This window comes from Streptomyces sp. NPDC107575 (genome assembly GCF_055657265.1).
Genome location: NZ_JBVKBG010000003.1, coordinates 1 through 21,034, shown reverse-complemented (window position 1 = coordinate 21,034; position 21,034 = coordinate 1). Strand labels below are relative to the sequence as shown.

Here is a 21,034-nt window from a genome sequence, read left to right as displayed (position 1 = left end):
ATTCTAAGATGGCCTCATGGCTAGTGAGGAAACCCCGACGATGGCACCACCGGGCGCCGACCCCGAGACCCCCCTGCGGACCGAGCAGCCCGCCCAGCGCGCGTGGGTGGTCCGGCTGGTCATGGTCGGCATCGTGCTCGCCGCGGTGAACCTGCGGCCCGCCATCACCAGCCTGGGCGCCCTCCTCGAAGAGGTCCGCGACGGGCTCGGGATGAGCGGCAGCGTCGCCGGACTGCTCACCTCCGTGCCGCCGCTCTGCTTCGCGATCTTCGGCGTGATGGCGCCCCGGCTCGCCAAGCGCTTCGGGCCGAGCGCCGTCGTCTGCGCCGGCATGTTCGCCATCGCCGCGGGCCTCGTCGTCCGCCCGTTCACCGGCGGCACCGCGGGCTTCCTCGTGGCCAGCGCGCTCGGCCTGATGGGCATCGCGGTCAGCAACGTACTGATGCCGGTCATCGTCAAGCGCTGGTTCCCCGACAAGGTCGGCACCATGACCGGCCTGTACTCGATGGCCCTCGCGCTCGGCACGTCCACCGCGGCCGCCGCGACGGTGCCGGTGACCTCGGCGCTCGGCGGAAGCTGGCAGGCCGGGCTCGCGATCTGGGCGGTGCTCGCCGTCGCGGCGGCCCTGGCCTGGCTGCCGCTCGTCCGCAAGAAGGACACCACCACCCTGGCGGCCGCCGCGGCGCCCGCCGCCGAGACCACGACGGCCGCGGAGGGCACCGGCCTGCGCATCGCTCGCAGCCGTACCGCGTGGGCGCTCGCCGTCTTCTTCGGGCTCCAGGCCACGGCCGCGTACATCACGATGGGCTGGATGGCGCAGATCTTCCGCGACGCCGGGGTCTCCGCGTCCACCGCGGGCGTGCTGCTCGCCGTCACCATGGCGATGGGCATCCCGCTCGGCTTCGTCATCCCGCGGATGGCCGCCCGGCTGCCCAGCCAGGGCCCGATGGTCGTCGCCCTCGGCCTGTGCGGTCTCGCCGGCTACGCGGGCCTGTACTTCGCCCCGGCCTCCGGCGCCTGGGCGTGGGCGCTGCTGCTCGGCATCTCCAACTGCGCCTTCCCGCTCGCGCTGACCATGGTCGGGATGCGTGCCCGCACGGGCGCGGGCGTCGCCAAGCTGTCCGCCTTCGCGCAGTCCACCGGCTACCTGATCTCGATCCCCGGGCCGCTGCTCGTCGGCGTCCTCTACCAGCACAGCGGCGGCTGGGGCGCTCCGATCGCGCTCATGGCCGCGCTGATGGTGCCGCAGATCGTGGTGGGCGTGTTCGCGGGCCGCAACCGCACCGTCGAGGACGAGGCGGACACGGCGCCCAAGGCGGCCCCGGCGTCCTGAGGGGCGGGGACAGGTGCGACACTTGGCGCATGTCGCCTGTGCTCGAGCCGAACCCCCAGAACGGCCAGAAGAAGCTCCTCCTCGTGCTCGGCGCGATGCTGGCCGTCACGGTCGTCGTCGGCATCATCGCGTCCATCGCCGCACCGTAGGACGGGCCCGCGGGGGCGGGGTGGGGTTAACTCCACCATCCCCTAGGGGGCCAGTGTCAGGGTGAAGTGGGTGGATCACCGGATGGGACCGGGGCCCCCGGCTGCGTACCTTCGAAGTGTCGCCGAGATCGTCGGCACAGCGGACGAAGCGCATACGGACCACGGCCCTCGGAGGCAGCAGCCATGTCGACGTCAGCCCCCACGCACACCCGGCCCCACGCGGCAGCCACGGGTCGCGTCGACATCCGGCTGCCGTGGTGGGCCATCGTGCTCCCGGCCGTGGCCTTCGTGGCCCTGCTCCTGCTGATCCTCAACCCGTCCGACGCCCAGGCCGCCTCCGGCGACCCGAGCATCGTGCAGATCCTGGCCCACGCCAGGGATCTGGTGCTGCCCTAGGGTTCCGGGCGCCGTTCACTCGTGCCGGGCGACCCCGTCAACTCCCTGCGCCCGGCCGAGGGTTTCATGCGAAGCTGGGACGCATGAGCGTCGCAGAACCCCGCAGGATTGTCCTTTTCCGGCATGCCAAGGCGGACTGGCCGCAGGTCTCCGATCATGAGCGGCCGCTCGCCGAGCGGGGCCGCAGGGATGCCCCCGTCGCCGGCCGCAAGCTGGCCGACGCAGGCATCACCTTCGACCTGGCCCTGTGCTCGACCGCCACGCGTACCCGTGAGACCTGGAAGCTCGCCGTGCAGGAACTGCCGGAGCGACCGAAGACCGTGTACGAGGAGCGGATCTACGAGGCGTCGCCCGGCGAACTGATCGCCGTGCTGAACGAGACGCCCGACGATGTGCACGACGCCGTGCTGATCGGCCACAACCCCGGTGTGCAGGCCCTGTCCGAGATCCTCGCCGCGGACGCCGAGGGCGACGCCCGGCAGCGGCTGAACCGACGTGGCTTCCCGACCGCGGCGTTCTCCGTGCTCACGTTCACCGGACCGTGGAAGAGCCTGGAGCCCGGCACCGCCACGCTCGTCGACTACTGGGCGCCGAGCGAGTAACCGCCACCGCCCGTTCCCGTCATACGTACGACGTGGGGCCCGGTACCGATCACCGGTACCGGGCCCCACGCACGCTGTCCTACGGCTCCAGGGTGTCGGCGGCCTCGACCTCTTCACGCGTGATGCCCAGCAGATAGAGCACCGTGTCGAGGAACGGCACGTTCACCGCGGTGTGCGCGGCCTCGCGCACGACCGGCTTGGCGTTGAAGGCGACGCCGAGCCCGGCCGCGTTCAGCATGTCCAGGTCGTTCGCGCCGTCGCCGATCGCCACGGTCTGCTCCAGCGGCACGCCCGCCTCGGTGGCGAACCGCCGCAGCAGACGCGCCTTGCCCGCGCGGTCCACGATCTCGCCCGTGACCCGGCCGGTCAGCTTCCCGTCGACGATCTCCAGTGTGTTCGCCTGCGCGAAGTCGAGCCCGAGGCGCTCCTTCAGGTCGTCCGTGACCTGCGTGAACCCACCCGAGACGACTCCCACCTGGTAGCCGAGCCGCTTGAGCGTACGGATGAGGGTCCTGGCCCCCGGCGTCAGCCGGACCTCGCTGCGCACCTTCTCCACGACCGATGCGTCGAGGCCCGCGAGGAGAGCCACGCGCGCGTGCAGCGACTGCTCGAAGTCGAGCTCGCCGCGCATCGCCGACGCTGTCACCTCGGCGACCTTGTCCTCGCAGCCCGCGTGCGCCGCGAACAGCTCGATCACCTCGTCCTGGATGAGCGTCGAGTCGACGTCCATCACGACGAGCCGCTGCGCGCGCCGGTGCAGCCCGGCGGAGACGACCGCCACGTCGACGCCCAGCTTCGCGGCCTCTATGGCGAGCGCCGTGCGCAGCTCCTCGGTCGCGGTGCCGGACACCGCGAACTCGACCGCCGTCACGGGGTACTTCGCGAGCCGGAAGATGCGGTCGATGTTGCCGCCGGTGCCGGTGATGGCGGCCGCTATCGACGCGGCCGACTCGGCGGTGAGCGGGTGACCGAGGACGGTGACGTGGGAGCGGCCCGTGCCGCGCGGACGGTTGTCGCCGATGCCGGAAATGATCTCCGCCTGCATCTTCATCGACTCCGCCCAGCTGTGGACGGTCGACCGCAGGTCCCCTTCGAGCCCGGCCGGCGGCTGGGTCACCAGGGCGCACAGGACGATGCGGCCGCGCGTGACGACCTGCTCGATGTCGACGACATCGACGGAGTAGGCGGCGAGGGTGTCGAAGAGCCCGGCGGTGATACCGGGCCGGTCCTTGCCGAAGATCTTGACCAGAAGAGTGGGGACGTCCGCCGGAACGTCCACGGGAGGGGCATCAGCGGTGGGCTGGGGCTGCGAAGCGCTCATGATGGCCCCTACGTTATCGGGCGCGTGTACGGCCACCGCAATCAAGCCCACCCCTTGAGCGGCGGCCCGGCCAATCAAGCCCCGCCGGCGATTGAGCAGCGGGGCCCGGGGCAGAGCCCCGCGACTGGTCCACGGACGAGCATCACGGGTCGTACGGCCGCAGATACGGATTCGTATCCGGATTGGCCGGCCGATACGGCCGACTCGGCTGATACGGCCCCGCCGAACCGGACGGCCCACTGTCCGAGCGCGGCGCCGGCCGAACCCTGCCGGTCGCATACGCCAGCACCGCGCCGAGCGCCCCCGCCCCCGCCCCCCACGCCGCCCCGAGCAGCACCGCCGTCCCGATCCGCCCGTGCAGCTCGATGCCCGCCCCGAACGCGTCGAAGCCGAGCACCGAGAGCGAGGCCCCCGCCGACACATCGGTGAGCCACACGAGGAACGGCAGCGCGAGCGCCGTCACGCCCCCCAGCCGCACCGCGCACCGCCCCGCGAACCCCCACACGCCCCGCGTCACGGGCGAGCGCACCGCCGTCAGCACCCCGGCGAGCAGCATCATCAGGGCAGCGGCGACGCCCAACAGCCACACCCTGCTGTCGAGTTCGGCGAGCCGCCCCAGCGTCACCGGCTCGTTCGCCGACGCCCTGAGCAGCTCGTCCAGCGGATCCGGCAGCAGCTTCGCCAGCTCGCCCGTCGCCTTGCCGTCCCAGGGCACGAAGAGGCCGAGGGGGATGCCGAGCCACACCCCGTTGGGCGCCCCCAGCAGCGCGGCGCCCGCGATCCGCTTCGGGTGGTCGTCGCCGATCATCGCGTACGCCGCGGCCGCCAGACCTGCGACGACCGCCATCAGCAGCACCGCGACGAGCGCCGAAGCGGCCGGGCGGACGGTCCGGTGCAGCGGGGCGAGCGCGCGCGGCAGCGGAGTGCGCCGCGACGCGAGCAGGGCGATCACCAGGACTCCCACCGCGAACGCCGCGCCGCCGAGCAGCGAGGGGACCGTCTCCACGGTGAACCCGACGGACGCCTTCGCGTCGACCAGATCGCCGACCTTGTCGGGCAGCAACCCGCCGACCCCGCCGGGCAGTTTGTCCGCGATGCCCTCGGGGATCCCCTTCCCGCCGCCCGTGATGTCGTCGAGCCCCAGCTGCGAGCCGTCGATCGTGATGATGTCGTGACCGGCCCAGGCGAGGCCGCCCATCATCGCCACGAAGAGCGCCACCACGGCACCCGTGCGCGCCAGGAGTTCGCCCGGCGACACCTCGACTCCCGCCGCCCGCAGGGAGCGCAGGAAGAACCAGCTCAGGGCGAGCGCGCCCACCAGGCCCACGCCGAGCGGCCAGACATTGATCGAGGTGTCCGCCTGCGCGCCCTCGAGCCCGAAGGCCGAGACGTCCCCGGACGGCGTCACCTTCCCGCCCGCCGCGAGCGCCACGAGCGCGGCCGTCATCGGCCCGAGCGAGGCGACCGTGTCGGCCTCCAGCAAGTGCAGGCCGAGCGCCGCGACTCCGGCCATGGCGATGAACGCCCAGCTCACCGCGGCCACGGCGGACAGCAGGACATCGCCGACGGGCAACCCCGCGCGCCGCTTCGCCCCTTGGCCGCTCTCCGCCAAGGCCATCAAGGACCCCCCGATCCGCCCCGCCCTGTCCCCAAGGCCCCAGTTGCTCATGATCCACGGGGAGTTGTGGGCGACTACCACTCTCCGGGGCCGCATCCGTACCGTCAACGGGGCGCGAGCCAAGGGGCGTACGGGAGGTGCGAACGCGCTCGGCGCAAGGCCCGCCTTTCGGTCACGGAGGGCTTCCTGAAATAGTTCCTCACGATGTTCGACATCCCTAGACTCCCCATGACGGGGCAAAACTCGGGGGACAACTCAGTGGGGCATGGAGTGCCTGAACTCGTACTGGAATTGAATGGCAGGACCTGGACGCTCGACGCGTCCAGGCCGTACACCCTCGGACGCGATCCGCAGGGCGACATCGTGCTCGACGACGCCCGGGTGTCCTGGCGTCACGCCACGATCAGCTGGGGCGGCCGCAGTTGGGTCATCGAGGACCACGGCTCGACCAACGGCACCTTCGTGCAGGGGCAGCGGATCCACCAGATGGAGATCGGCCCCGGCTCGTCCGTGCACCTGGGCAACTCCACCGACGGCCCGTGCCTGACCGCGCAGGGCAGCGCCCGCCCCGCCGCCGTCGCCTCGCCGCACCAGGCGCAGCAGCAGGCCGCCGGCCTCGCGCAGCAGCCGCCTCCGCAGCAGTACCAGCAGCAGCCGAGCTGGTCCCAGCAGGCGCCCCAGCAGCGCCAGGAGCCACAGCAGGAGTGGCAGCAGCGGCCCCAGGCGCAGAAGGTGCCGCAGCAGCAGGGCGCCGGCGGGGTCGCGGGGGCCCCGCCCGTGTACGGCGACCGCAGCCCCACCACGTTCCACCAGCTGGCACTCGGCCGCGTCATGCGCATCGGCCGCTCCCTGGAGAACGAGCTGGTCGTCTCCGACCTCCAGGTCTCCCGGCTGCACGCCGAGTTCCACGCGTCGCCGGACGGCCGCTTCGAGATCCACGACCTCGGCTCGCACAACGGCACGTACGTGAACGGCCAGCCGATCCCCAAGGGCGGCACGGCACTGCTCGGCCCCACCGACATCGTGGGCGTGGGCCACTCCACGTTCCGCCTGGTCGGCGACCGGCTCGAGGAGTTCGTCGACACCGGTGACGTCTCGTTCTCGGCGCGCCATCTGACGGTGACCGTCGACGGCGGCAAGCAGATCCTCAAGGACGTCTCGTTCGGCGTTCCCGAGAAGTCGCTGATCGCGGTCATCGGCCCGTCGGGCTCCGGCAAGTCGACGCTCCTGAAGGCGCTTACGGGCTACCGCCCCGCCGACAAGGGCGACGTCCTCTACGACAACCGGAACCTCTACAAGCAGTTCGCCGAGCTGCGCCAGCGCATCGGTCTGGTCCCGCAGGACGACATCCTGCACAAGGAGCTGACCGTCAAGAAGGCGCTCAAGTACGCCGCCAAGCTGCGCTTCCCCGCGGACACCAGCGAGCAGGAGCGCCAGCAGCGCATCGACGAGGTGCTGCGCGAGCTCAAGCTGGACATCCACAAGGAGAAGAAGGTCACCTCCCTCTCCGGTGGCCAGCGCAAGCGCGTCTCCGTGGCCCTGGAGCTGCTGACCAAGCCCTCGCTGATCTTCCTGGACGAGCCGACCTCCGGCCTCGACCCGGGCATGGACCGCGATGTCATGCAGCTCCTGCGCGGACTGTCCGACGACGGGCGCACGGTCCTCGTGGTCACCCACTCCGTGGCCGAGCTGGCGCTCTGCGACAAGCTGCTCGTGATGGCGCCGGGCGGCGCGGTCGCCTACTTCGGCCCGCCGGAGGAGGCCCTCAACTTCTTCGGCTACAAGACATGGGCCGACGTGTTCTCGGCGTTCGAGAACTACCGCGACTACGACTGGGCGGGCCGCTGGAAGGGCTCGCAGCACTACCAGATGTACGCGGCGGACATCGACGCCGTCGCCGCGCAGTCGGACCCGGTGGCACCGCCCGCCGCGATCAAGGCGCCCAAGACGCAGCCCTGGGGCTCCCAGCTGATCACGCTGATCCGGCGCTACTGCTCGGTGATCGCCTCGGACAAGGGCTTCATGGGCCTGATGGTGATCCTGCCCGCGGTCCTCGGCATCGTCTCGGTGGTCATCCCGGCCGACTTCGGCCTCGGCCCGCCCAAGCCACCGTCCAAGTTCAACGGGGACGCCGGCACGATCATGCTGATCATCGCGGTCGGCATGTGCTTCTCGGCGGCGGCCAACTCGGTCCGTGAGCTGATCAAGGAGCGGGTCATCTACGAGCGCGAACGGGCCACCGGCCTGTCCCGCTCCGCGTACCTGATGTCCAAGGTCATCGTCCTCGGGTTCATCACGGCCATCCAGGGCGTCATCATCTGCGCCATCGGCTTCTCGACGCGTGACCTTCCGAAGGAAGGTCTGGTGCTGCCGCCGGCCGCCGAGCTGTGCATCTCGATCATCGCGCTCGGCTTCACGTCGATGATGTTCGGGCTCGTCATCTCCTCGCTGGTGAAGACCTCCGAGAAGACGATGCCGCTGCTCGTCATGTTCGCGATCGTCCAGGTCGTGTTCACCGGCGTGCTCTTCCAGATCTACGGCACCGTGGGCCTCGAACAGTTCGCCTGGCTGATGCCGTCCCGCTGGGCGGTCGGCGCCGCGGGAGCCACCCTGGACCTCGGCCACCTGATGCCGCCGTGGGACCCGCAGAAGCCGAACGACCTGGACCCGCTGTGGGAGCACTCGGTCGGGCAGTGGGGCCTCAACCTCACGGTCCTGATCCTGCTCGGCATCGCCTGCGGCTTCGCGGTCGCGCGCCTGCTGCGGCGCCACGAGCCGGAGGTCATGCGCAAGTGACCGGCTTACGTACTCCGTACGTAAGAAACACGAAGGGCGGCACCATATGGTGCCGCCCTTCGTGCCGTGGGGGTTCAGCGAGTGCTGGACCTGGAGGTCCCGACTACAGGCATCAGTACGCGCTGTCCACGTTGTCGATGGAGCCGTACTTGTCGGCCGCGTAGTTGGCCGCGGCCACGATGTTGGCGACCGGGTCGGTCAGGCTGTTGGCGGTGCCGTCGACGTGGTACGCGTCGAAGGTCGGCTGGATGACCTGCAGCAGGCCCTTGGAGGGCGTGCCGTTGATGGCGTTGATGTCCGTGCCGTTCACCGCGTTCGGGTCGCCGCCCGACTCACGCATGATGTTGCGGTGCAGGCCGTCGTACGAGCCCGGAATGCCCTTGTCCTTCATGATGGCGAGGGATTCCTTGATCCAGCCGTCCAGGTTGTTGGCGTAGACCGGCTTGCGGGCGGCGGCACGCGCGGCGGCCTCCTGGGCCTCGCGCTCCTTCTTCGCCTTCGCCTCGGCAGCGGCCTTGGCCTTCGCCTGGGCCTCGGCCTGGGCCTTCTTCTCGGCCTCGGCCTTCTTCTTCGCCTCGGCCTCCTGGCGGGCCTTCGCCTTGGCCTCGGCCTGCTTGGCCTTCTCGCTGGCGGCGGCCTGCTGGTCGGTGACGCTGGCGTGGACGTCCTTGATCTGCTTCGCGCCGGCCTCGGTGGTGAAGGCGACCGGGGCGGCGGCGACCGTCTCGTCCTTCGCCGAAGCCTGAGTGTCGTGACCCGGCACCAGCGTCACCGCGAGGGCGGCGGCACCGAGAGCGGCGACACCGGCGAGCGAGAACTTGTGGGTGCGGGTCAGCTGACTATGGCCGGCGTTGGCGTGCTTGGACATGGAGATGGGGACCTCTCTAAGAACGGAAGTCGCTCGCCGACCGGGGGACCGGACGGTCGTGTTTAGGACACGAACCCCACGGGTAGGACCCCGCGGCGCCGAACAACGATGGACATTCTTAGCGGCCGCAAAATGCCGAGGCAAAGGTGTGATCTACGAAGCCGGGTAGTGCGCCACGGGGGCACGAAAAGGGACAGGAAGCCGATGTCCGACTTCCTGCCCCAGCGCTGCAACGGGACCTAAGTCGCTTACTCATCCACTACGGACCTTCGTACGTGACGTGGGCCCTATGGGTGGCGTCACACGCACCCCCTCCCGAACTCACCGGCAGTTGCCACTGCAACGCACAGCGTGAGGGTTCTCCTCCGGAAGGATGAGGTGCACGTCGCCGAACTCGTGCCACAGGTAGCGCCCCCGCAGCGCCTCCTCGTACGCACGGTCCACCGCGGCCCGCCCCGCCACCGCCTCCAGCATCAGGAGATGGGAGGCCTCCGGCTCGTGCAGCCCGGTGAGGAGGCCGTCCACCACCCGCACGCCGCGCTCGGGCGTCACGACGAGATCCGTCCAGCCGCGCGCCGCCCGCACGACCCCCTCGGCGTCCACGGCGGACTCGACGGCCCGCACCGCGGTGGTCCCCACGGCGATGACGTTCTGCCCCGCGGCCCGCGCGGCGTTGATCAGGCGGGCCGACGCCTCGGGCACCTCGAAACGCTCCGCATAAGGAGGTTCGTGCGACTCGGCGGACGCCACCCCCGTATGCAGCGTGATCGGCGCGAACTGCACACCACGGCTCACGAGCCGCGACACGACCGACTCCGTGAAGGGCCGCGCCGCACTGGGCATCTCCGCGCTGCCCGCCCCGGCGGCGTACGGCAGGGCGAACACTGTCTGGTAGGCGGCCAGCGGCTGGTCCCGCTCCGTGTAGGAGTAGCGGATGGGCCGCCCGCGCCGGCCGAGCAGCGCCCGCACGTCCCCGGTCGCCCGCACCCACCACAGCCGCTCGCTCCCGGCCGCCAGGGGCTCCTCATATACGAGGCGTACGCCTCCGGGGAGCGCGACCACGGACCCGGCGGGACCGCCGGGGCGCGGCCCCGTGGTGCCCCGCGCGTCCGGCTCCCGCAGCTCCACCGCCCAGCGCCCGTCGTCGCCGCGCGTCGAGAAGTGCACGACCACGCGCGCGTGCCCGACCCGCCCGTCCACGGCGGCCGCCAATGTAGGGGAGGTGTTGACGACGAGCAGGTCCCCGGCCCGCAGCACGGACGGCAGCTCGGGGAAGCGGTGATGGGTGGCGACGGTGCCGCGCGACACCAGGAGACGTACGGACGATCTGTCCCGGCCGGGCCCCCGCTGCTCGGCCGGGACCCGCGCCGACAGCTCCTCGGGCACCCGCAACGCCAACGTCATCACGCCTCCAGGAGGGACGGGGCCGAGTAGCGCCCGCTGGCGGGCCGCCGGTCCAGGAGGCGCAGGAAGGCGGGGACCACGTCCTCGGGGCGCGGCACCTCGCTCAGATCCTCGTCCGGCTCGGCCGCCGCCAGCATGTCCGTGCGCATCCCGCCCGGATCGACCGCCCACACCCGCAGCCCCGGCTCCTCCACCCCGAGCACGGCCACCAGCTGGTCGAGCGCCGCCTTCGTCGACCCGTAGCCGCCCCAGGTGGGGTACGCCTCCGTGGCCGCGTCCGAACTCATGCTGATCACCGTCCCGGCCGGCGCCTCGCGCAGCAGCGGCAGCGCCTCCTGGAGCAGGCCGAGCGGTGCCACCACATTGACCTCGAGCGCCGACCTGAAGTCGTCCAGCGAATGCCGGTCGAGCCGCACCAGCGGCTCCGCGCCCAGCACGCTCGCGTTGTTCACCAGCAGATCGAGCCCGCCCAACTCCCACGCCGCGGCGATCAGTTCCACCCGGTGGCCGCCGTCCGCGACATCGCCCGGCACGGCCGTCACCGCCCCACCGTGCTTGCGCAGCCGCTCCGCGACGTCCTCCAGCGGCCCGGCGGAGCGCGCGTCCAGGACCAGATCCCAGCCCCGCTCGGCCAGCGCCGTCGCCAGCGCCCTCCCGAATCCCCGCGAGGCCCCCGTGATGATCGCTACCGTCATGACAACCGTCCCCTTGAGTACGTCATCCGTTGTGCGTCGTGTCCTCAACGTAGGAACGCGGCGGCCCTCGGCGCCTCGTACGCGAGCAGCAACAACGCAGGGCCCTTCGCCCTACGCCGACCGACCTAGGCGGAGGGCGCCCTCGGTCCGATCCGGCTGTCACACCCCGCCGGTACGGTGAGGTCATGAGTCAGGGTCCACGTACAGGCTTGGCCGCGGTGAGCGCCGCGCTCCTCGCCATGAGCAGGCATCTCGAGGTGCGCGACGTCCTCAAGACGATCGTCGCCTCGGCCCGCGAGCTGCTCGACGCCGAGTACGCGGCGCTCGGTGTGCCGGACGACCACGGGGGCTTCGCCCAGTTCGTCGTCGACGGCGTCAGCGACGAGCAGTGGAAGGCCATCGGCCCGCTGCCGCGCCAGCACGGCATCCTCGCCGCGATGCTGCGCGACGCGAAGACCGAGCGCCTCGCCGACGTCCGGGAGGACCCCCGCTTCGAGGGCTGGCCCTCCGCCCACCCGGACATGTCCGACTTCCTCGGCCTGCCGATCAAGGACGGCGAGGAGACCATCGGCGCACTCTTCCTGGCGAACAAGAACTGCCCGAAGCCGGAAGGCGGTTGCGGCTTCACGCAGGACGACGAGGAACTGCTCGGGATCCTCGCCCAGCACGCCGCCATCGCGCTCACGAACGCCCGCCTCTACGAGCGCAGCCGCGAGCTCACCATCGCCGAGGAACGCTCCCGTATCGCCCATGAGTTGCACGACGCGGTGAGCCAGAAGCTGTTCTCCCTGCGCCTGACCGCACAGGCCGCAGCGACCCTGATGGACCGTGACCCGGACCGCGCCAAGGGAGAGTTGGGGCACGTGGCGGCGCTCGCGGCGGAGGCGGCGGACGAACTGCGCGCGGCGGTCGTCGAGTTGCGCCCCGCGGCGCTCGACGAGGACGGCCTGGTGGCCACGTTGCGCACGCAGGCCCAGGTGCTCGACCGCGCCCACTCGGCGCACGTCACGTTCACCACCAGCGGCATAAAGGCGCTGCCCGCCGCCCAGGAGGAGGCGCTGCTGCGCGTCGCCCAGGAGGCGCTGCACAACGCGCTGCGCCACTCCGGAGCGGAGAAGGTGCGGGTCACGCTCGACAAGCACGGCCAGGGCGCCGTGCTGCGCGTCACCGACGACGGCGTGGGCTTCGACCCCAAGGCGATCCGCAGCGCGGGCCGCCACCTGGGCCTCGTCTCCATGCGCGACCGCTCCGGCGGTGTCGGCGGCCGGCTCACAGTGGATTCGGAGCCCGGCAAGGGCACCACGATCGAGATGGAGGTCCCCGGTGGCTGACCCGATCAAGGTACTGCTGGTCGACGATCACCAGGTCGTCCGCCGGGGCCTGCGCACGTTCCTGGAGGTGCAGGGCGACATCGAGGTCGTCGGCGAGGCCGCGGACGGCGCCGAAGGAGTCGCCCGCGCCGAGGAACTGAAGCCCGACGTCGTCCTCATGGACGTCAAGATGCCGGTCATGGACGGGGTCGACGCGCTGCGCCGGCTCCGCGAACTCGACAACCCCGCCAAGGTGTTGATCGTCACCAGCTTCACCGAGCAGCGCACCGTCGTCCCCGCCCTGCGCGCGGGCGCCGCCGGTTACGTGTACAAGGACGTGGACCCCGACGCCCTGGCCGGCGCCATCCGTTCCGTCCACGCGGGCCACATCCTGCTGCAGCCCGAGGTGGCGGGCGCCCTGCTCGCCCAGGAGGACGGCAACAACGGGCAGGGGAGAGGCGGTTCCCTCACGGAGCGCGAGCGCGAGGTGCTCGGCCTGATCGCCGACGGCCGCTCGAACCGTGAGATCGCCCGCGCCCTCGTCCTCTCCGAGAAGACGGTGAAGACCCATGTCTCGAACATCCTGATGAAGCTCGACCTGGCGGACCGCACCCAGGCCGCCCTGTGGGCCGTACGGCACGGCGTCACGGGCTGAGGGGCCGCGCGGGCACACCGAAGCGGCGGCAATATGGAGCGTCATACTCCGTTCTGGAATTCATACCGTCGTGTAGATGTCCCCCGAATGGCGCATCCCTTCGGGCTGGGCCGCGTTCTCCAATGCGTGCTGCGGCGGTCGTGTCGCGGCGACCGCTAGGAGGATCCAGAAGTGAAGAACCTGAAGAAGGCCGCGGCCGTCACCCTCGTGGCCGGTGGCCTTGTCGCCGCCGGTGCGGGCCTCGCCTCTGCCACCGACGGTGCGCAGGCCCACGGCCACGCCGTGAAGTCCCCGGGCGTCGGCTCGGGCAACCTGGTCCAGGTCCCGATCCACGTTCCGGTGAACGCCGTGGGCAACACCGCCACGGTGATCGGCGCCCTCAACCCGGCGTTCGCGAACGACGGCTTCAACGGCTGACGCGTGCTCAGGCTTCGCCGGCCCCCGGGGTGTTCCCCGCGGGGCCGGTCCGCCTTTCCGGGGCGGCTCTCCCGTCTCGTCCGGAGTGGCTCTCCCGTTCGATAGCGCGACTGGTCGATTCGTCGGCCTATTGATCCAATCGAGCGGATCCGGGGGTCGCCCCGTGTCTGTCGCGCGCCCCGCGCGTTTCTCAGCGTGCGACCCCGCGGCTGGGGTCGGACCGCAATATCTGGAGGAACGCTTCTCATGAACATCGCCAAGAAGGCCGCCGTGGCCGTCGCCGTCGCCGGTATCGCCGCGGGTGCCTCCGCCGGTGCCGCCTTCGCCGACTCGAACGCCGACGGCGTGGCCGCGAACTCCCCGGGCGTCGGCTCGGGCAACAACGTCGGCGTTCCGGTCCACGTCCCGGTGAACGTCGACGGCAACTCCGTCAACGTGATCGGCCTGCTGAACCCGGCCTTCGGCAACACCGCGGCCAACAACTGAGGTTCGCTGCCCCCGAGGCACAGAGAGGCCCCCACGGACCCGGTCCGTGGGGGCCTCTCCCTGTTCTCGCCCTTGCCCTGAGCCCTGCTCTCAGCCGCGCTCCCGCTCCTCCACGAACGCGTTGTACGCGGCCACCTGCGCGCGCCGCGCCGTCCGCTCCACCGGGCGCAGCGCCAGCGCCCGCGCCCCCATCTCCGAGGCACTCACCGCACCCCCGTGCCCGCTCTCGTACGCCACGGAGATCAGCAGCCCCACCCGCTGCGCCAGCTCGAGCACCCGCACGGCCCGCCCGGGATACCCCGGCGCCAACGCCTCACGCCCGCGCTCGGCCCGCGCCCGGTACGCGTCCACCGCGGCCTCGGACACAGGGCCCGACCCGGCGACGTCGAGCCGCGTCAGCACCTCGGTCGCGTCCCGCAGCGCCTCCGCCAGCTCCCGCTCGGCCTCGGAGAGCGAGGGCACATCCGCCGGCGGCGCCTCCCGCACGGGCAGGCAGTGCCACATCACCTCGGCGTGCACATCGCCCTCGGGACCGACCTCGTACACCTCGGGAACCAGCCCGAGCGCGGCGCCGTGACAGACCACCGCCTCCTCGGCCTCCAGGGCCCGCGCGTTGAACTCCGGCGGCCCGCTGAGCCCCAGCGGATGGCCCGGCGCGGGCAGCGCCACCCGCAGGCCACCGACGCCCAGCGCCCGCAGCCGGCCGAGCGCCAGCGTCAGACCGACGGGCCCGTCCTCGCCCGGAAGGCCCGCCACCCGGTGAGAGGCGTCCTCGCCGACAATCGCGAGAGCCGCGTCATCGGGCCCGACAAATCCGCCAAGAAGGGCATTTCCCCAGGCCGCGAGGCGTCCGGAGCGTGGTTCAGTGAGCATGCGCCCCACCTTAGAAGCCCGCAAAGCCGCCAAAAGCCAGACCGATGGAATGGACCACTGGGGCGGTGGCGTAAGTTTTCCTTGGGGGCCGTGCCGAGCAGGAACTGTGCGAAGGCACGACGGACGCGGCGAACAGACGAGACTGCAATGGGAGACAACGCGCTCATGAGCGATGTACTGGAGCTGGAGGACGTATCCGTGGTCCGCGAGGGCCGGGCTCTGGTGGACCAGGTCTCCTGGTCGGTGAAGGAGGGGGAGCGCTGGGTCATCCTCGGACCCAACGGCGCGGGCAAGACCACCCTCCTGAACGTCGCCTCGAGCTACCTCTACCCGAGCAGCGGCAGCGCCACGATCCTCGGCGAGACCCTCGGCAAGCCCGGTACGGACGTCTTCGAGCTGCGCCCGCGCATCGGCGTCGCCGGCATCGCGCTCGCCGACAAGCTGCCCAAGCGCCAGACCGTCCTGCAGACCGTGCTCACCGCCGCGTACGGCATGACGGCCGGCTGGCAGGAGGAGTACGAGGACGTGGACGAGCAGCGCGCCCGCGCGTTCCTCGACCGCCTCGGCATGAACGAGTACCTGGACCGCAAGTTCGGGACGCTCTCCGAAGGAGAGCGCAAGCGCACGCTGATCGCCCGGGCCCTGATGACCGACCCCGAGCTGCTCCTCCTCGACGAGCCCGCCGCGGGCCTCGACCTCGGCGGCCGCGAGGACCTGGTGCGCCGCCTCGGCCGCCTCGCCCGCGACCCGATCGCCCCCTCGATGATCATGGTCACGCACCACGTCGAGGAGATCGCCCCCGGCTTCACGCACGTCCTGATGATCCGCCAGGGCCGGATCCTCGCCGCGGGCCCCATCGAGCTCGAACTCACCTCCCGCAACCTCTCCAAGTGCTTCGGCCTCCCGCTGGTCGTCGAGGAGAGCAACGGCCGCTGGACTGCCACCGGCCTGCCCCTGAGCTGAGCCTCTTCGCGCCCCCGCGCGGACCGGACGGCCCCTGTCCGCGCGGCAGTTGCCGATCTACCATGGCCGTGTGGCAGACATCGACGCATGGGTGTGGTGGCTGATCGGGGCGGCCGCACTCGGAATCCCGCTCGTCATCACCGCCATGCCCGAACTGGGGATGCTGGCCGTCGGCGCCGTCGCGGGCGCCGTCACGGCTGGCATGGGCGGCGGTGTGGTCCTCCAAGTGATCGTCTTCGCGGTCGTCTCGTGCGCGCTCATCGCGGTCGTACGCCCCGTGGCCAACCGGCACCGCGCCCAGAAACCCGAACTGGCGACGGGCATCGAGGCGTTGAAGGGCAAGCAGGCCGTCGTCGTCGAGCGCGTCGACGGACAGGAGGGCGGCCGGATCAAGCTGGGCGGCGAGATCTGGTCCGCCCGCACCCTCGACGCGGACGCGGCGTTCGAGCCGGGCCGCCAGGTCGACGTGGTCGACATCGAGGGGGCCACGGCGATCGTCATGTGAACCGACATGTGGCCCGAACCAGCCCCGCCACGTGGGCAGTTCTGACACACTCGACGCGCAAGACCTCATGATCTTCCGGCGCGGGCGCGCCGGAACCACGACGGTACGAACGGTACGAGGGGCACGGGAGACTCGATGTCAGCGATCATCATCGTCCTGATCATTCTGGTGGTGTTGGTCTTCATCGCGCTGATCAAGACCATCCAGGTCATCCCGCAGGCCAGCGCCGCCATCGTCGAGCGCTTCGGCCGCTACACACGCACGTTGAACGCGGGCCTGAACATCGTCGTCCCGTTCATCGACTCGATCCGCAACCGCATCGACCTCCGCGAGCAGGTCGTGCCGTTCCCGCCGCAGCCGGTGATCACCCAGGACAACCTGGTGGTCAACATCGACACCGTCATCTACTACCAGGTGACGGACGCGCGGGCCGCGACGTACGAGGTCGCCAGCTACATCCAGGCCATCGAGCAGCTCACCGTCACCACCCTGCGCAACATCATCGGTGGCATGGACCTGGAGCGGACCCTGACCTCCCGCGAGGAGATCAACGCGGCGCTGCGCGGCGTCCTCGACGAGGCAACCGGCAAGTGGGGCATCCGCGTCAACCGCGTCGAGCTCAAGGCGATCGAGCCGCCCACCTCCATCCAGGACTCGATGGAGAAGCAGATGCGCGCCGACCGTGACAAGCGCGCCGCGATCCTCACCGCCGAAGGCATCCGGCAGTCGCAGATCCTGACCGCCGAAGGTGAGAAGCAGTCCGCGATCCTCAAGGCCGAGGGTGAGGCCAAGGCCGCGGCCCTGCGCGCCGAGGGCGAGGCCCAGGCCATCCGTACGGTCTTCGAGTCCATCCACGCCGGAGACCCGGACCAGAAGCTGCTCTCGTACCAGTACCTGCAGATGCTCCCGAAGATCGCCGAGGGCGACGCCAACAAGCTCTGGATCGTCCCCAGCGAGATCGGCGACGCCCTCAAGGGCCTCTCGGGCGCCTTCGGCAACTTCGGCGCCACGCCCGGCGGCAGCGACGCGAAGACGCCGCCGGTGATGCCGACGCCGCCCCAGCCGCGCCGCGAACAGCCGCCGATCGACTAGCTCCCCGCCGTGCACGACGAGGGCCCGCCGACCAGGAGGTCGGCGGGCCCTCGCCCTGGTCATGCCCCTACGCGGCGGTCCGCGCCAGCCACTCCGGCAGCCCGGCCCGCCCGCCGGCACCGAGCGACAGCAGCATCGCATCGGCGGGCGTCGGCTCGAACGGCTGCCGCAGCAGCGGCATCCCTGCCTGCTCGGGCGTCCGGTTCGCCTTGCGGTGATTGTCGTCGGCGCAGGACGCCACCGTGTTCAGCCAGGAATCGGCGCCGCCGTGCGACCTCGGCACCACGTGGTCGACGGTCGTCGCCCGCTTGCCGCAGTACGCGCACCGGTGCTGATCCCGGACGAGCACACCCCGCCTGGACCACGGCGCGCGTCTTCGGAACGGCACCCGGACGTACCTGCACAGCCTGATCACCCGGGGCACCGGGATGTCGATCTCGGCCCCGCGCATGCGCAGCTCGGGGTGGACCTGCTCGACGACGGCCTTGTCCTGCAGCACCAGCACGACGGCTCGATTGAGCGTCACAGTGGAGAGCGGCTCGAAGCTCGCGTTCAGCACCAGTGTGTCCCGCACCCTGCCCACCTCCCGTACGCAGCGGATCACCACTCGGCGTCCGTGCGTCAACTCTGGCCGTGCACGCCGAGATGGACAACGCAATAACTGCAGCCCCACGCAAAAATGCCCGCCTCTGATCAATTCCATGACCAGAGGCGGGCAAACGTTCAGTGAACGCTGGACTGTGGCTCAGCCCTCGGCGGGCGCCCCGTATTCGGCGATGACCTGGGCCCGGGCAATCGTGTGGAACCGCAGGTTGAACCCGACGAAAGCGGGAGAAGCATCCGAATCCGGGCCGAGCTTCTCCTGATCCACCGCGTACACGGTGAACACATAACGGTGGGCGGGGTCCCCGGGAGGCGGCGCGGCGCCCCCGAATTCCTTCGTCCCATAGTCGTTGCGCACCTGCACGGCGCCCTCGGGAAGCCCCTCGAACTTGCCGCTGCCGGCGCCCACCGGCAACTCGGTCACCGAGGCCGGGATGTCGAACACGCTCCAGTGCCAGAACCCGCTGCCGGTCGGCGCGTCCGGGTCGAAGCACGACACGGCGAAGCTCTTGGTCTCCGCCGGGAAGCCCTCCCAGCGCAGGTGCGGCGACGTGTTCCCGGCCGCGTACACCTGCGCGTCGTCCAGCGTCCCGCCCGGCTCGAAGTCCTGGCTCACGACGGTGAACGACGGCACCTGCGGATGAAAGTCATGAGGAAGCGACGCCCTCTGGGGCTGCTCGGTCACAACGACACCTCCTGATTCTCTACGGAAACACTGGTCCCACAGAGCCTGTCGGCCCTGCTCCTGAAACCCTAGAACCAGTTCCTCTTGCTGCCGACCTCGGACAGCCACTGGTTGAGGTACGCGGCCCAGTCCGTGCCCTGGAAGTCGTGGTGCCCGACCACGAACGAGCGGAACGTGTCGCTGCCCTCGCTGAACAGCCCCGGCTTCTTGTCCATCTCCAGTACGACGTCCATCTCCCGGTCGTCGGCCACGAAGCTCAGCTCGACCTGGTTGAGCCCCCGGTACTGCTGCGGCGGGTGGAACTCGATCTCCTGGTAGAACGGCAGCTTCTGCCGGGTGCCCCGGATGTGCCCGCGCTCCATGTCCGCGCTCTTGAACCGGAAGCCGAGCCGGATGAACGCGTCGAGCAGCGCCTGCTGGGACGGCAGCGGGTGCACATTGATCGGGTCGAGGTCGCTCGAGTCGATGGCCCGGGCGATCTCCAGCTCGGTCGTCACCCCGATGTTCATGCCGCGCAGCTGCTGCCCGTCGATCGTCGTGACGGGCGTCTCCCACGGAATCTCGAGCCCGAACGGCACGGCGTGCACGGCCTGCGCCTTCAGCTCGAACGCACCCCCGAGCCGCACCTTGGTGAACTCGATGTCCTGCTTCGTCTCCTGGTCGTTCCCCTCGACCTCGACCCGCGCCTGCAGGCCGACGGAAAGCCCCTCGATCTCCTGGTCGACGGAGCCGCCCTGGATCCGTACCTCACCCTGAACGACACCACCGGGTACGACATTGACCTCGGTGAGCACCGTCTCCACGGACGCCCCGCCCGCACCCAGACTCGCCAACAGCCGCTTGAACCCCATGACCCGATCTCCTCCGTGTACGAACGTGTACGACCACTGCTGATACTGCTGACTACAAACGCGGGACACCCGCGCCCGGTTCCGCCGAGCCCTGTCCCACCCGCTCCACTACCCTCGGAGGGCATGATCGCGGCCCCTGACCGTACGCCCCTCGCACGTGAGTTCTTCGACCGACCCGTACTGGAAGTAGCCCCCGACCTCTTGGGACGCACGCTGGTCCGGCACACCCCCGACGGGCCGATCGAGCTCCGCATCACCGAGGTCGAGGCCTACGACGGTGCGAACGACCCCGGCTCCCACGCCTTCAGAGGCCGGACCGCCCGCAACAGCGTGATGTTCGGGCGCCCCGGACACGTGTACGTCTACTTCACCTACGGCATGTGGCACTGCATGAACCTGGTCTGCGGCGAAGAGGGCCGAGCGAGCGCCGTGCTGCTCCGCGCCGGCGAGATCACCGAAGGCGCCGAACTGGCCCGCGAACGTCGACTATCGGCCCGACACGACAAGGAACTGGCCAAAGGCCCGGCCCGCATGGCCACGGCCCTCGCCGTGGACCGATCCCTGGACGGCACCGACGCCTGCGCCGGCACGGACTCCCCGCTGAGAGTCCTGCACGGCACCCCCGTCCCCGCTGACCAGGTACGCAACGGTCCACGCACCGGAGTGTCCGGCGAGGGCGGCGTCCACCCCTGGCGCTTCTGGGTGGCCAACGACCCGACGGTGAGCCCTTATCGGGCCCACACGCCGCGCCGCCGCTCAACTTGACGCGCCCCTACGGGATCCGTAATGTGGCCCGAGCCGCTGAAGCCGGATCTGGCTCTGAGCCAACCACCGGAAGCGGCCAAACCACTCATTACGATCTCCCTCGACGGGGTCTTTTCGGCGTGCCCGCATGCCGGAATTCGAACCCGTGAATCTCGATTATGAGTTGCCGGGAGATTCGGTTAATGTGGTGGACACGCCGAAAGGCAAAGGCCCTCCAACGGCCACCGGAAATGAAATCCGAACCGGAAACGGAACGGAAAACGGATCTGGTAGGGTTGGAAACACGAAATACCGAAGGGAAGCGCCCGGAGGAAAGCCCCAGAGAATGTTCTGCGGGTGAGTACAAAGGAAGCGTCCGTTCCTTGAGAACTCAACAGCGTGCCAAAAATCAACGCCAAAATTTGTTGATACCCCGTCTCCGGCATCAGCTGGGACGAGGTTCCTTTGAAAAGTCCTGCCGGTCACTGACTGGCAGGCGCACAGCGAGGACGCTGTGAACGGTCGGATTATTCCTCCGACTGTTCCGCTCTCGTGGTGTCACCCCGATTACGGGGAAACATTCACGGAGAGTTTGATCCTGGCTCAGGACGAACGCTGGCGGCGTGCTTAACACATGCAAGTCGAACGATGAAGCCCTTCGGGGTGGA

Annotated in this window: 20 protein-coding genes, 1 rRNA gene and 2 pseudogenes; 14 read left to right on the top strand and 9 right to left on the bottom strand. The window is 70.3% G+C overall.

All coding sequences use genetic code 11. The features are described 5' to 3' along the window. Positions 1–16: 16 nt before the first annotated feature. The 4 genes from ACZ7L4_RS13280 (at position 17) to ACZ7L4_RS13265 (ending at position 2,480) form a co-directional block, all read left to right on the top strand. Complete coding sequence (locus ACZ7L4_RS13280; protein WP_472102070.1) at positions 17–1,333, top strand: CynX/NimT family MFS transporter; 1,317 nt, start codon at positions 17–19, stop codon at positions 1,331–1,333. A gap of 38 nt (positions 1,334–1,371) precedes the next feature. Then, entirely contained in the window at positions 1,372–1,482 is a 111-nt protein-coding gene (locus ACZ7L4_RS13275; protein WP_266725572.1) for an SGM_5486 family transporter-associated protein, read from the top strand. A 183-nt stretch (positions 1,483–1,665) separates the two neighbouring features. Continuing rightward, on the top strand, positions 1,666–1,878 hold the full coding sequence (locus ACZ7L4_RS13270) for a hypothetical protein (protein WP_472102068.1): 213 nt from the start codon (positions 1,666–1,668) through the stop codon (positions 1,876–1,878). Between the two features lie 83 nt (positions 1,879–1,961). Next, entirely contained in the window at positions 1,962–2,480 is a 519-nt protein-coding gene (locus ACZ7L4_RS13265; RefSeq protein WP_399239551.1) for a SixA phosphatase family protein, read from the top strand. A gap of 79 nt (positions 2,481–2,559) precedes the next feature. Here the strand turns inward: ACZ7L4_RS13265 and serB are convergent, their stop codons facing one another. Both serB and ACZ7L4_RS13255 read right to left on the bottom strand, forming a co-directional pair. Further along, positions 2,560–3,801: a phosphoserine phosphatase SerB gene (gene serB / locus ACZ7L4_RS13260; protein ID WP_472102066.1), complete on the bottom strand. Its 1,242-nt coding sequence runs from the start codon at positions 3,799–3,801 to the stop codon at positions 2,560–2,562. Positions 3,802–3,958: 157 nt separating this feature from the next. Continuing rightward, a pseudogene (locus tag ACZ7L4_RS13255) lies at positions 3,959–5,419 on the bottom strand (streptophobe family protein); the annotation flags it as partial. A gap of 270 nt (positions 5,420–5,689) precedes the next feature. Here ACZ7L4_RS13255 and ACZ7L4_RS13250 point away from each other — a divergent pair. Then, complete coding sequence (locus ACZ7L4_RS13250) at positions 5,690–8,215, top strand: ABC transporter ATP-binding protein/permease (RefSeq protein WP_472102064.1); 2,526 nt, start codon at positions 5,690–5,692, stop codon at positions 8,213–8,215. A gap of 112 nt (positions 8,216–8,327) precedes the next feature. Here the strand turns inward: ACZ7L4_RS13250 and ACZ7L4_RS13245 are convergent, their stop codons facing one another. The 3 genes from ACZ7L4_RS13245 to ACZ7L4_RS13235 all read right to left on the bottom strand — a co-directional run bounded on the left by ACZ7L4_RS13245 (position 8,328) and on the right by ACZ7L4_RS13235 (position 11,182). After that, positions 8,328–9,083, bottom strand: a complete 756-nt coding sequence (locus ACZ7L4_RS13245; RefSeq protein WP_450814844.1) for a transglycosylase SLT domain-containing protein — start codon at positions 9,081–9,083, stop codon at positions 8,328–8,330. 321 nt (positions 9,084–9,404) lie between these two features. Further along, a complete protein-coding gene (locus ACZ7L4_RS13240; RefSeq protein WP_472102061.1) occupies positions 9,405–10,487 on the bottom strand; it encodes an S-adenosylmethionine:tRNA ribosyltransferase-isomerase in 1,083 nt (360 codons plus the stop codon). Further along, positions 10,487–11,182 (bottom strand): SDR family NAD(P)-dependent oxidoreductase, encoded by a 696-nt coding sequence (locus ACZ7L4_RS13235; protein ID WP_472102059.1) that lies wholly within the window; start codon positions 11,180–11,182, stop codon positions 10,487–10,489. Before ACZ7L4_RS13235 ends, ACZ7L4_RS13240 begins: the two co-directional genes overlap by 1 nt. 185 nt (positions 11,183–11,367) lie before the next feature. Here ACZ7L4_RS13235 and ACZ7L4_RS13230 point away from each other — a divergent pair, with 185 nt between their 5' ends. The 4 genes from ACZ7L4_RS13230 (at position 11,368) to ACZ7L4_RS13215 (ending at position 14,050) form a co-directional block, all read left to right on the top strand. Next, positions 11,368–12,513, top strand: a complete 1,146-nt coding sequence (locus ACZ7L4_RS13230; RefSeq protein ID WP_472102057.1) for a GAF domain-containing sensor histidine kinase — start codon at positions 11,368–11,370, stop codon at positions 12,511–12,513. Beyond that, the gene (locus ACZ7L4_RS13225; RefSeq protein ID WP_385766667.1) at positions 12,506–13,147 is read left to right on the top strand and encodes a response regulator; all 642 of its coding nucleotides are present in this window, start codon (positions 12,506–12,508) and stop codon (positions 13,145–13,147) included. Before ACZ7L4_RS13230 ends, ACZ7L4_RS13225 begins: the two co-directional genes overlap by 8 nt. A 171-nt stretch (positions 13,148–13,318) precedes the next feature. Beyond that, entirely contained in the window at positions 13,319–13,564 is a 246-nt protein-coding gene (locus ACZ7L4_RS13220) for a chaplin (RefSeq protein ID WP_472102055.1), read from the top strand. A 246-nt stretch (positions 13,565–13,810) separates the two neighbouring features. Continuing rightward, positions 13,811–14,050 (top strand): chaplin, encoded by a 240-nt coding sequence (locus ACZ7L4_RS13215; protein ID WP_385766661.1) that lies wholly within the window; start codon positions 13,811–13,813, stop codon positions 14,048–14,050. Positions 14,051–14,140: 90 nt separating this feature from the next. Here the strand turns inward: ACZ7L4_RS13215 and ACZ7L4_RS13210 are convergent, their stop codons facing one another. Next, positions 14,141–14,923 (bottom strand): hypothetical protein, encoded by a 783-nt coding sequence (locus tag ACZ7L4_RS13210; RefSeq protein ID WP_450814837.1) that lies wholly within the window; start codon positions 14,921–14,923, stop codon positions 14,141–14,143. A 147-nt stretch (positions 14,924–15,070) separates the two neighbouring features. Here ACZ7L4_RS13210 and ACZ7L4_RS13205 point away from each other — a divergent pair. From ACZ7L4_RS13205 to ACZ7L4_RS13195, 3 genes and pseudogenes are all read left to right on the top strand, one after another. After that, positions 15,071–15,619 (top strand): annotated as a pseudogene (locus tag ACZ7L4_RS13205) (ABC transporter ATP-binding protein); the annotation flags it as partial. Between the two features lie 337 nt (positions 15,620–15,956). Beyond that, positions 15,957–16,391 (top strand): NfeD family protein, encoded by a 435-nt coding sequence (locus tag ACZ7L4_RS13200; protein WP_472102053.1) that lies wholly within the window; start codon positions 15,957–15,959, stop codon positions 16,389–16,391. A gap of 135 nt (positions 16,392–16,526) precedes the next feature. After that, positions 16,527–17,483, top strand: a complete 957-nt coding sequence (locus ACZ7L4_RS13195) for an SPFH domain-containing protein (RefSeq protein WP_450814833.1) — start codon at positions 16,527–16,529, stop codon at positions 17,481–17,483. 67 nt (positions 17,484–17,550) lie between these two features. Here the strand turns inward: ACZ7L4_RS13195 and ACZ7L4_RS13190 are convergent, their stop codons facing one another. From ACZ7L4_RS13190 to ACZ7L4_RS13180, 3 genes are all read right to left on the bottom strand, one after another. Then, positions 17,551–18,057: an HNH endonuclease gene (locus ACZ7L4_RS13190; protein ID WP_450814831.1), complete on the bottom strand. Its 507-nt coding sequence runs from the start codon at positions 18,055–18,057 to the stop codon at positions 17,551–17,553. Between the two features lie 171 nt (positions 18,058–18,228). Beyond that, complete coding sequence (locus tag ACZ7L4_RS13185; protein ID WP_460245779.1) at positions 18,229–18,771, bottom strand: YbhB/YbcL family Raf kinase inhibitor-like protein; 543 nt, start codon at positions 18,769–18,771, stop codon at positions 18,229–18,231. Positions 18,772–18,839: 68 nt separating this feature from the next. Next, a complete protein-coding gene (locus ACZ7L4_RS13180; RefSeq protein ID WP_472102051.1) occupies positions 18,840–19,622 on the bottom strand; it encodes a sporulation protein in 783 nt (260 codons plus the stop codon). Between the two features lie 123 nt (positions 19,623–19,745). Between ACZ7L4_RS13180 and ACZ7L4_RS13175 the strand changes: the two genes are divergently transcribed. Next, the gene (locus ACZ7L4_RS13175) at positions 19,746–20,387 is read left to right on the top strand and encodes a DNA-3-methyladenine glycosylase (RefSeq protein WP_472102049.1); all 642 of its coding nucleotides are present in this window, start codon (positions 19,746–19,748) and stop codon (positions 20,385–20,387) included. A 559-nt stretch (positions 20,388–20,946) separates the two neighbouring features. Next, positions 20,947–21,034: ribosomal RNA gene (locus tag ACZ7L4_RS13170) — 16S ribosomal RNA — on the top strand; the annotation flags it as partial.